Source organism: Mesorhizobium delmotii, assembly GCF_900149755.1.
GTDB classification, from domain to species: domain Bacteria; phylum Pseudomonadota; class Alphaproteobacteria; order Rhizobiales; family Rhizobiaceae; genus Mesorhizobium; species Mesorhizobium delmotii.
Window position 1 is genome coordinate 1,815,758 of the sequence record NZ_FUIG01000013.1, and the last position, 9,879, is coordinate 1,825,636.

A 9,879-nucleotide genomic window follows, 5' to 3' on the forward strand; every position below is an offset into this window, starting at 1 on the left:
GCCATGACGGTCGCTGCCTTACACGAGTATCTTGAACAGAGCGCGAGGCGGTATCCTCAGAGGTGCGCCGCTGTCGAGGCGAGCTCTGGGCGGCAGATCACCTATGGCGAGCTCGATACGCTGTCGGACCAAGTCCGCGACCATCTGCGTCGGATCGGCGTCCGGCCGGCGGACCGCGTCGGCATTTGCCTTCCAAAATCGATCGCCTCGCTCGCTGTTCTGTTCGGCATCTTAAAGGTGGGCGCGGTCTATGTGCCCGTCGACTCTCTGGCACCGCCTGCGCGTAACGCGTTCATATTTAACGACTGCGGCGTGCGCGCGATTTTCGTGGAGGCGTCCCGAGCCGAAACTTTGCGCTGTGAGTTGGCGCGCTTGGCTGCGGAACCTTGTCTCTTACCGCTCGACTGGTCCGACGGTCCCTCGCCGCTCGCGACGTACCTGGCTCGCCTAGAGGCCGGCGGCTTGGCGGTGGAGGACGAATCGGCGCGGCCGGGGCCGGACAACCTCGCTTACGTGCTTTACACTTCGGGCTCGACCGGCCAGCCGAAGGGCGTGATGCTGACGCATCGTAACGGCTCGAGCTACGTGGACTGGTGTTCCGATATCCTCGCCCCTGACGAGAACGACCGCTTCTCCTCCCATGCGCCTTTCCACTTCGACCTGTCTATTCTCGACATCTTCGTACCGCTGAAGCACGGCGCGACCGTATTCCTCATCGGTGAGGAGCTCGGCAAGAATCCGACCCGGATGGCGTCGGTTATCGCCGAGCGGCGGTTGACCGTCTGGTATTCCACGCCCTCCGTACTCACGCTTCTGGTCGAGCACGGCAGCCTTGATGCTCGCGACGACCACGCTCTTCGGTTCATTCTATTTGCCGGCGAGGTTTTTCCGGTCAAGCATCTGCGCAGGCTAAAGGCCGTGGTCCCACGCGCACGCTACCTGAATCTCTATGGCCCAACCGAAACCAACGTCTGTACCTACTACGAAATCCCGCAGACGATCGCCGAAGACCGCTCGGCGCCGTTTCCGATCGGGCGCGCCTGCTCGCATGTTAAGGCACGCGTGGTCGATGCGAATGGTCGCGACGTGCCGCGAGGCCAGGAAGGCGAGCTCGCAATCAGCGGTGCTCCCGTGATGCTGGGCTATTGGAACATGCCTGAGCGAACAAGCGCCGCTTTTCATGTCGATTCAAGCGGTCGCTGGTACCGTACCGGCGATGTAGTGGTCGAAGGCGATGGCGGAGTCTACACCTTCCGCGGTCGACGCGACCGGATGGTGAAGAGACGGGGATATCGGATCGAACTCGGCGAGATCGAGACGGCGCTCTATCGCCATCCAGCGATCTCCGAGGTGGCGGCGATCGCTCGCTCGGAGGAGTCTGGCGTCTCCATAAAGGTGTTCTATGCCTCGCGCGACGGCCATGCGCTGTCGCTCATCGAGCTGAAGCGGTTCTGCGCCCACAACTTGCCGGCCTACATGGCCCCGGACTGGTTCTCGCATCAGCAGTTACTTCCCAAGACATCGACAGATAAAATCGACTACCAGCATCTGATGAGGACGGAGTAGTGGATTTCGCGCTGAACGAGGAGCAGCGTATCCTGCGTGGCCAGATCCTTCGCTTCGCGCAAGACAAGCTCAATAAAGATGTCAGGCAGCGCGACCGAGACCAAGTATTCCAGCGCGAGTTGTGGGGGGCTTGCGCGCAGATGGGCCTGACCGGCCTGCCAGTCCCCCAGGCCTACGGGGGACCCGGTCTCGATTCCCTGTCCACGGCCATTGCAATCGATGCGCTTGGCTACGGCTGCGAGGATTCCGGCTTGGTCTTCTCCATCTGTGCCCATCTTCTGGCCTGCGTGGTGCCGATTTGGAAGTTCGGCACTGAAGAGCAGAAGAATCGATATCTTCCGGGGCTCTGTGATGGCACTTTGATCGCAGCCAATGCGATGAGCGAACCGGAGTCGGGCTCCGATGCATTTGCGATGCAAACCCGGGCGGAGCCTCATGGCGACGGCTTTCTAATCAACGGCACGAAGACCTTCGTGAGCAACGGGCCGGTGGCAGATGTTGCCGTCGTCTTTGCCGTCACTGACCGCGCCAAGGGGTATTTCGGCGGCATCACGAGCTTCCTCGTGGACCGCGCGCTGCCCGGCTATTTGGTCGCGCAAAAATTCGAAAAAATGGGACTGCGGACGTCTCCGATCGGGGAGCTTGTCTTCGAGGACGTATTTGTTTCGAAGGACGCTGTTCTCGGTCGAGTGGGCGGCGGCTCCAGGCTGTTCGCTCACAGCATGGACTGGGAGCGGGCGTGCCTGTTCGCCAGTCATGTAGGCACCATGGAGCGGCTTCTGGAAAAGGCAGTCGCCTATACGCGCACCCGACGTCAGTCCGGCCAGGCCATCTCCAAGCACCAGGCGGTCGCCCATAAGATTGCCGACATGAAGATGCAGGTGGAGGCGGCCCGACTGCTCGTCTACAAGGCGGCGTGGGGCCTTGAGCGCTCCCAGTCCGTTTCCCTCGACGCCGCCGTTTCGAAGCTCTTTGTGAGCGAATCGCTAGTTCGCACCACGCTCGATGTCGTCCAGGTCTTCGGCGGCTATGGTTTCTTGAGCGAATTCGACGTCGAACGTGCCGTGCGTGATGCCATCGGCAGCAAACTCTATTCCGGAACTTCTGAGATACAGCGCAACATTATTGCTGGCTGGCTGGGGCTTTGATGACGGCTGTGGTCAGAACCTGTCCGTGAAGGGCGGCGTGTGCTGTCGCCGGACCTGCCCTCAGTTCGCGAAAAGGGCGACGCTCGATTTTTGGTAAGGCAACCGGAGAGTGGTACTATCGCAACCCATGGAGCCACCGGGGCGGAGGTCGCTTTTGTCGTTCGACTTGGGTGCGTCTGCCCAGCCCGTGGTCTCCGAACTTGCGGCTCAGAGGCGAAGAACCAGACAGCCGCGACGCGTGAAAGATAGGCTTGTGGATGCGGCTTCTCTATATACATTCTGCGCACGTCCCGGCGCCGGCCGCCAATGCGGTACAAGTCGCAAAGATGTGCCATGCATTTCGGGTTGCCGGAGCGGAGGTCCTACTAGCGCTTCCACGCGCCTCCATGAATACACGGGATCATTATGAGAAGATCGCGCGCGAATACGGATTCGGTACCGAGTTCCCATTCCGCGTTCTCCCTGTACCCTTTTGGCCTGTGCCCGGCCGGGAGCTTTTTTTTGCTGTGTTGGCGCTTCTTGCTGCGGTCTGGCTGCGGCCGCATGTCGTCTTTACACGCTCGGCTACTGTAGCGCTTGTTTCTGCCGGACTTTTCGGGTTCACGACCGTTTTTGAGCTTCACGACCCGATTGGCAGTTTGAGCAGACGTCAGCGTCAGCGCCTTGCCAAAGTGATAGGCCTAGAGGCATTCCGTATGCTGGTCGTCACATCGCAACGTCTGCGAGACGACAGCATCCGCCGCTTTCCTCAACATGCGGGAAAATTTCTCATCGCGCCCAATGGCGCGGATCCTGTTCCGCCGAATGGCGAGCCATGCAGCCTCAGCGGCACGTTCAAGGTTGGTTATGTTGGACATCTGTATAAGGGAAAAGGCATGGAGATAATAAGCGCTATTGCGCCTCGATGCGGCTGGGCGACATTTCACATCGTCGGGGGAACACCAGGCGATATAGAGTATTGGACATCGAAGCTGGCCAAATGCCCGAACACAGTGTTTCATGGCTACGTTCCTCACGCCGCGACATGTGCCTACTTGGCCGAAATGGACGTTGTACTCGCGCCCTATCTTAGAAATGTAGAGGGCGAGGGCGGCGGTCGAAATATCGCTGAGGGAATGTCGCCGCTCAAGCTCTTCGAATATATGGCGCATGGCAAACCCATAGTGTCCTCCGACCTGTCAGTTATCCGAGAAGTTTTGAGGGACAGCGTCAACAGCGTTCTGGTGTCGCCAGACAACCCGTCCGACTGGGTCAAAGCTCTTCAGCGCCTGCGCGAAAACAAGGCGCTTCGGGATCAGATTGGTCAGCAGGCGAAGGCAGACTTTCTGGCCAGGTACAGCCGCATCGCACGCGCAACCAACATTCTAGCGGAAATCAAGAGCCGGATGCCGTCGAGCGGAAGCTTATAGGACTGCACAATTTCTCTTGTTGAAGGCGGCTGCGCCGCCAAGCAAGCCTGCTTTCCGTTCGCCGCAATGAGCCCGTGGTCCGTCCTGAACCGTTGAATGGCAAGATCCGACTGACTGCCCCCGGCTTCTTGCTGAGGTTCCGTCATGCGTTGCTCCGACCATCTCCCCGCGTCGCGTTGATTTTCGCATTTGTGCTAAATTTAGCCTGCGAGATGCGCCACTGTCCGGCGACTGAACCGGCGCGAACCCGATTGTGAGGCTCGATGTACTCGCTGGCGGCGGGATCGCCCGAAGCATCAGAATCAAAATTATCCGTTCGGTCGGAAGATGGACTACATATATCCATTTAGCTTCCTGAGAAGCTGCTATAAACATCAATAGACATTACGATCCGAAAAGATCAGTAGAGCAGTTTTCCAAATTATCTTAATGTCGAGAAGCATGCTCCAGGATTTTATATACCAGAGGTCATGCTCAACGCGTTTTTCCATCCTCCAGAGCTCCTTCGTTTCCCCTCGAAAGCCATTGATCTGAGCCCAGCCTGTCAAACCGGGTTTTACATGATGGCGATAAGCATAGCTCGCAATGATCACACTATAGGTATCGTCATGAGCGACGGCGTGGGGTCGAGGCCCAACCAGGGACATCTCCCCCCGAAGCACGTTGAATAATTGCGGCAGCTCGTCGATGTTTGACCGGCGCAATATTCGGCCAAGTCGGGTAACCCGCGCATCATTACGCTGAGCCTGGCGAATTTGTGTACCGTTCTCCTGCACCGTCATCGATCGGAATTTGTAAATATTGAACGGCTTACCACCAAAACCTCGTCGCATCTGCCGGAACAGCACAGGGCGACCGCTCTCGAGCGCTATGGCACATGCGACCAACGCCATCAACGGACACAGGAACAGCAGGAGCAGGGATGCAACAGCAATGTCGAACAACCGCTTGAGCAGGCGTTCGGCAGGCCTCAACGGCATACGCTGGACTTCGAAGGCTCGCTGCCAGCCGGTGTGCAGCGGGCATCCAGCCAGAATTCTATCTATGTAGGCGTCGGCGAAAAGATAAATCGGCAGCGGGAGGCGGGACATTTCCTCCAGGATGCGTTCGATCAACTTCCGCTGGTCCCAAGAGCAAAAGAGATAAACTGCCCCATACGAGCCATTACGGAACGCAGCCTGTGCAGCTGCGACGGCGGCATGCACCGACCGTGCTGCGATCGTGCCATCATCGTTCTCGATGTTCGAAACACCACAGACCGCGATGCCCTGTTGCCCAAGCTTGTTGATTATCCCCTGTTCCTTTCCAGGAACGCCAGAGTAAAACAGATAAACTGTGCGCAACACGAGTTTCTCAGCCGCCAGAAGCCGTTTCAGCCCACGCGCTAGAACCGCGTGGCCAGGCAGCAGGATTGGGAATCCGACCGCAAACGCCAGCGTCAAGGAGCCGCGCGAGAACGTCGACGTCGTCTTCGTGAGAAAGGCGAGCCAGAGAATTGAAAAGAAAACAAACAGCCAGCCGCTGAAGAGTGTTTTGATCCTGCAGTGATCGTCCAGGATGCCACTAACCGTGTAGGCGCCCCTGGCGGTCATGAATGCGACCAGCAACAGACCGGCGGTAACACTTAGGCAGATCGAATCCCAGATATCTGGCGGCCTCACGCCGAAGGCCCTATGGTAGAGCTCAATTGACGCAAGAAGTATTGTCTGTCCAAGGAGGAAATCAGCAGTTGCGAGAAACACGCAAACTGCTCCCACAGGAAGCCGTAGCGGCTCTACGCTCCGCTTCCAGAGCGCACGCGACGCCTCGGTTGGTGCATGCCGCATAGAGACGACCCCCCGAATCCTGTTGCATCCCTTCTCCTTCTTGGCTCATGGCACACGCCATCCCATAAGGAAGGGGTTATCCCAACGGCTTCCAGTCGGTTAGATTTGATTTAAATGTCTCAGAGACATGCCGCTGTTACCCCGGGCACAGACGAGTCGCTATTTTATCGTATCCTAATGTGCTAATATTTTCTGCCTTAACGCGTTTGCGCGAGAACGGACTGGAGGTCGGACTCGTTCAAAGAGGTGGTCAAGGCAATGCTTTAGGGGGCTGGGGCGCTTACCCTATCAGGGAGGGAGAGGGAGCCATGGCAGAAAATGGCGCTGAGGTTCGGGTCAAACAGCTGAACAAAATACGCTTATTTCGGCAATTTGGGCAAGATACTCTTAGTGAAATGGCGAAAGCAGCCATCCTAAGGAGGGTTCCAAAGAATAAAGTCTTAACTCACCTTGGGGACATACCGCGTTATATTTACTACATAATTCACGGAAAAGTTCGTCTTAGTGTTCCTCTCTCAGACGGCCGAGAATTCATCTTTTCCGATCTTGGTCCCGGTGACACTTTCGACTTGACTAGATTGTTCATCGCGCGACACAGTAACATGAACGCTGCGTCAGTCGTGGACAGCGACTTGCTCCAAATCGAAGCAGCTTTCATGGCTAGCGTCTTCGACAAGCACCCAGATCTCGCACTGAAGGTGATCCCGTACTTATGCCAAGCAACGCACGACGCCCAAGAGCGAGTGATCCACAGTGCGTCCAATGCCCTATCCATTCGATTGGCGAGCACGCTCTTGCGATTGACTGAGACCCCGCACAGCACGGCTACCGTGAATGGAGCTCTGAGCATCCACATTTCGCAGACCGACCTCGCGGCAATGATCCCGGCGTCTCGAGCGAAAGTGAATCGTTGCCTGAGAGAATGGGAACGGCGGGATCTGACCCAATACGACCACGGCTCGCTGACAATTCTCAATCGCACCGCATTAGAGTCTGTTGCTCTTGGCTACTCGCGTTTGATCGTTCAATGATGCCTTTCCCGTGTGCTCGGGCATCTCCACGCCATTCTCCGGGAAGATAATGAACCGGAAGTGGTGCCGGTCGTGCTCGGATCGCTCGGTAGAGTCCTTTACGTCGGCGTCGTAGGTCGCCGCACCGGACATGTGCGCCTTCCTAGGTAACGAGACACCGCTCACTGCCGTGCAGACTGCGTCGACTGCGCCCGAGATTGGACGATGGCACGCACCAGGGCACCGCCTCTCTGCTGTGCTCGGCGCGACTTTGCTGTTGGAGAATCCGAGACTACACTATCATCGGCTCCGCCCAATTACCTCACGTCGGGGGAAGAATGGATCTGCAAGCCTTCAGAGATTCGATCGCGAAATCACAGCCGCCCGCCGGCTTGAGTCCTGCCCTGGAGGCGCTGTGGTGGGATGCGAAGGGCGATTGGGATAAGGCGCACGAGCGCGCACAGGTGCGCGACGATACGGCGGGTATGCGCGTGCATGCCTACCTGCATCGCAAGGAAGGCGATCAGTCGAATGCGGAATATTGGTATCGTCGCTGCGACGCCGCGCCGTCGACCTTGACGCTTGAAGAGGAATGGCAAGAGTTGGCGCGTTCACTTTTGCGGCAAAGCTGACGCCTTCCGCACGCCAGGTCTGGTTTTGGCCGCGATCCGTCGTCGTATCCACGTTTTCCCACGACGCTACCGCCTATCGACGATTCTGGGTTTGCAGGCCTGGGCGAGGGCAGGGGCTACACTAGCTCCTGACTTTGATCAGCAAGCGGCACGGCGAGCTCGGCATCTGCGGCTCGGCCGCCGCAGCGGCGCGAAAAGGATCGTGGACCGCTCGCTGTGCAAATTGAAACTCGCGATGTGAGGAGTTCGCCATGTTTCGTACGATTGCGTCGGCGCTATTCGCCGCGCTGCTCTGCTCGGTGGCCTCGCGTGCCGCCCCGGAGGAGGTCCGCTATTATCCCGTTCCGGAGGGCGCCGGCCCGCACGATGTCGCTCCGGCGCCGGATGGGTCCGTATGGTACACCGCCCAGGGACAAGGCGCGCTTGGGCGGCTCGATCCTGATACAGGCGCGGTCAAGCACATCACCCTTGGCGACGGCTCGGCGCCGCACGGGGTGATCGTTGGTCCCGACGGCGCCGCCTGGGTGACCGACAGCGGCCTCAACGCCATCGTGCGCGTCCATCCTGAGACGGAAGCGGTGAAGGCCTTTCCGCTCCCCGAAGGGCACGGCTACGCGAACCTCAATACCGGTTCCTTCGACAAGGACGGGAGGCTCTGGTTCACTGGGCAGGAGGGCATTTACGGCAGGCTCGATCCGGCGAGCGGCAAGGTCGACGTTTGGAACGCCCCGCGCGGTCGTGGCCCCTACGGGATTACGACCACGCCGTCCGGTGAGGTCTACTACGCCTCGCTCGCCGGCAACCATATCGCCAGGATCGATCTTTCGACCAGCGAGGCTTCCCCGATCAACCCGCCGACCGCGGATCAGGGCGCCCGCCGCGTCTGGTCGGATTCCAAAGGCCGCATCTGGGTCAGCGAATGGAATGCCGGCCAGGTCAGCGTCTTCGATCCGGCAGCGAATGATTGGCGCAGCTGGAAGCTGCCCGGAGACGAGCCACAGGCCTATGCCGTCTATGTCGATGAGCGCGACAAGGTCTGGCTCACCGATTTCAGCGCGAACGCCATCGTCCGCTTCGACCCGGAAACGCAGACCTTCGCGAGGTTCCCGTCCGACCGCGACAACGCCAACGTGCGCCAGCTCAACGGGCGCTCCGGCGAGGTATGGGGTGCGGAGTCCGGTACCGACCGCCTTGTCGTGATCGAGACCGAAACGGGCAAATAAAGCAAAAGAGGGTCGAGGCAACGACGAACGGCAATTGCGCGAAGAGACCGCACGTCAGCGACTGTCTTTTGACATCGCGTAGCGAGATGCCGCTCTACACGAAGAGAAAATCGCTGTTCGAGATACTTGCAACGAGGACACCGTTTAGTGAAAGCATGTCACTGGCGGAGAAGACGACCAGCGTGTCGCTCCCGACCTGCCGGAGTTCGCTGTAGTTTTGGTATCCTGAAATCTCCAGGAGATCATCGCCGGAAAGGTCGAAGTCGGTGATGGTGTCGTGGCCATGGTCGGCGGCGAAGACGAAGCTGTCGTTTCCCGTTCCACCGGTGAGGATATCGGTGCCAAGACCACCGACGAGCCGGTCCGACCCGCCCCGGCCGTCCAGCCGATCTGCGCCGCCGAGGCCTTCGAGCGTGTTCGCTGCGCCGTTGCCCACCATGGTGTTGGCGAGCCCGTTGCCTTTTCCCGCCAGATTGGCAGCCGACCTCAGGAAGAGGTTTTCGACGTTGTCGGCCAGGGTCCAGTTTAGATAGGCGTGCGTCTCGTCGAAGCCGCCATTGGTCTCTTCGATGGTTTTGTCACCGGCGTTGTCGACATAGTAGACGTCATCACCCGCGCCGCCGACATGCGTGTCGGCGCCCGCTTTTCCGTTCAAGATGTCGCTGCCGTCCATTCCATAAATGACGTCCGCACCGGAGCCGCCGGTAAGCGTATTGTTGCCGTCGTCCCCCACGATTGACCCCGGCGGCGGCTCATCGAGTGGATCGATCCAGACGAAATCCGAACTGCTCAAGGAGGCGCTGGTTACGCCTTTCAGGAGAACAGTGTCACTGTCGGAGAAGACGACCAGCGTGTCGCTCCCGACCTGCCGGAGCTCGCTGTAGTTTTGGTATCCTGAAATCTCCAGGAGATCGTCGCCGGAAAGGTCGAAGTCGGTGACGGTGTCGTGGCCATGGCCGGCGGCGAAGACGAAGCTGTCGTTTCCCGTTCCACCGGTGAGGATATCGGTGCCAAGACCACCGACGAGCCGGTCCGACCCGCCTCGGCCGTCCAGCCGATCTGCGC

At 59.1% G+C, this 9,879-nt stretch carries 7 protein-coding genes and 1 pseudogene; 6 read left to right on the forward strand and 2 right to left on the reverse strand.

Features of this window, described 5'->3' with window-relative positions; genetic code table 11:
- The first annotated feature begins 3 nt into the window (after positions 1-3).
- The 3 genes from BQ8482_RS10115 to BQ8482_RS10125 all read left to right on the forward strand — a co-directional run bounded on the left by BQ8482_RS10115 (position 4) and on the right by BQ8482_RS10125 (position 4,123).
- Positions 4-1,566, forward strand: a complete 1,563-nt coding sequence (locus BQ8482_RS10115) for an amino acid adenylation domain-containing protein (protein ID WP_123147290.1) — start codon at positions 4-6, stop codon at positions 1,564-1,566.
- Complete coding sequence (locus tag BQ8482_RS10120; RefSeq protein ID WP_123147291.1) at positions 1,566-2,714, forward strand: acyl-CoA dehydrogenase family protein; 1,149 nt, start codon at positions 1,566-1,568, stop codon at positions 2,712-2,714. The genes BQ8482_RS10115 and BQ8482_RS10120 overlap by 1 nt, the downstream gene beginning before the upstream one ends.
- A gap of 257 nt (positions 2,715-2,971) precedes the next feature.
- Positions 2,972-4,123 (forward strand): glycosyltransferase, encoded by a 1,152-nt coding sequence (locus tag BQ8482_RS10125; protein ID WP_123147292.1) that lies wholly within the window; start codon positions 2,972-2,974, stop codon positions 4,121-4,123.
- A 374-nt stretch (positions 4,124-4,497) separates the two neighbouring features.
- Here BQ8482_RS10125 and BQ8482_RS10130 read toward each other — a convergent pair whose 3' ends face one another.
- The gene (locus BQ8482_RS10130) at positions 4,498-5,865 is read right to left on the reverse strand and encodes an exopolysaccharide biosynthesis polyprenyl glycosylphosphotransferase (RefSeq protein ID WP_165848478.1); all 1,368 of its coding nucleotides are present in this window, start codon (positions 5,863-5,865) and stop codon (positions 4,498-4,500) included.
- 392 nt (positions 5,866-6,257) lie between these two features.
- On the opposite strand from BQ8482_RS10130, the gene BQ8482_RS10135 reads away from it, so the two are divergent.
- The 3 genes from BQ8482_RS10135 to BQ8482_RS10145 all read left to right on the forward strand — a co-directional run bounded on the left by BQ8482_RS10135 (position 6,258) and on the right by BQ8482_RS10145 (position 8,814).
- Positions 6,258-6,980: a Crp/Fnr family transcriptional regulator gene (locus BQ8482_RS10135; RefSeq protein WP_133254732.1), complete on the forward strand. Its 723-nt coding sequence runs from the start codon at positions 6,258-6,260 to the stop codon at positions 6,978-6,980.
- Between the two features lie 317 nt (positions 6,981-7,297).
- The gene (locus tag BQ8482_RS10140) at positions 7,298-7,591 is read left to right on the forward strand and encodes a hypothetical protein (RefSeq protein WP_123147295.1); all 294 of its coding nucleotides are present in this window, start codon (positions 7,298-7,300) and stop codon (positions 7,589-7,591) included.
- A gap of 251 nt (positions 7,592-7,842) precedes the next feature.
- Positions 7,843-8,814: a Vgb family protein gene (locus tag BQ8482_RS10145; protein WP_123147296.1), complete on the forward strand. Its 972-nt coding sequence runs from the start codon at positions 7,843-7,845 to the stop codon at positions 8,812-8,814.
- Between the two features lie 94 nt (positions 8,815-8,908).
- Here the strand turns inward: BQ8482_RS10145 and BQ8482_RS10150 are convergent.
- A pseudogene (locus tag BQ8482_RS10150) lies at positions 8,909-9,879 on the reverse strand (calcium-binding protein); the annotation flags it as partial.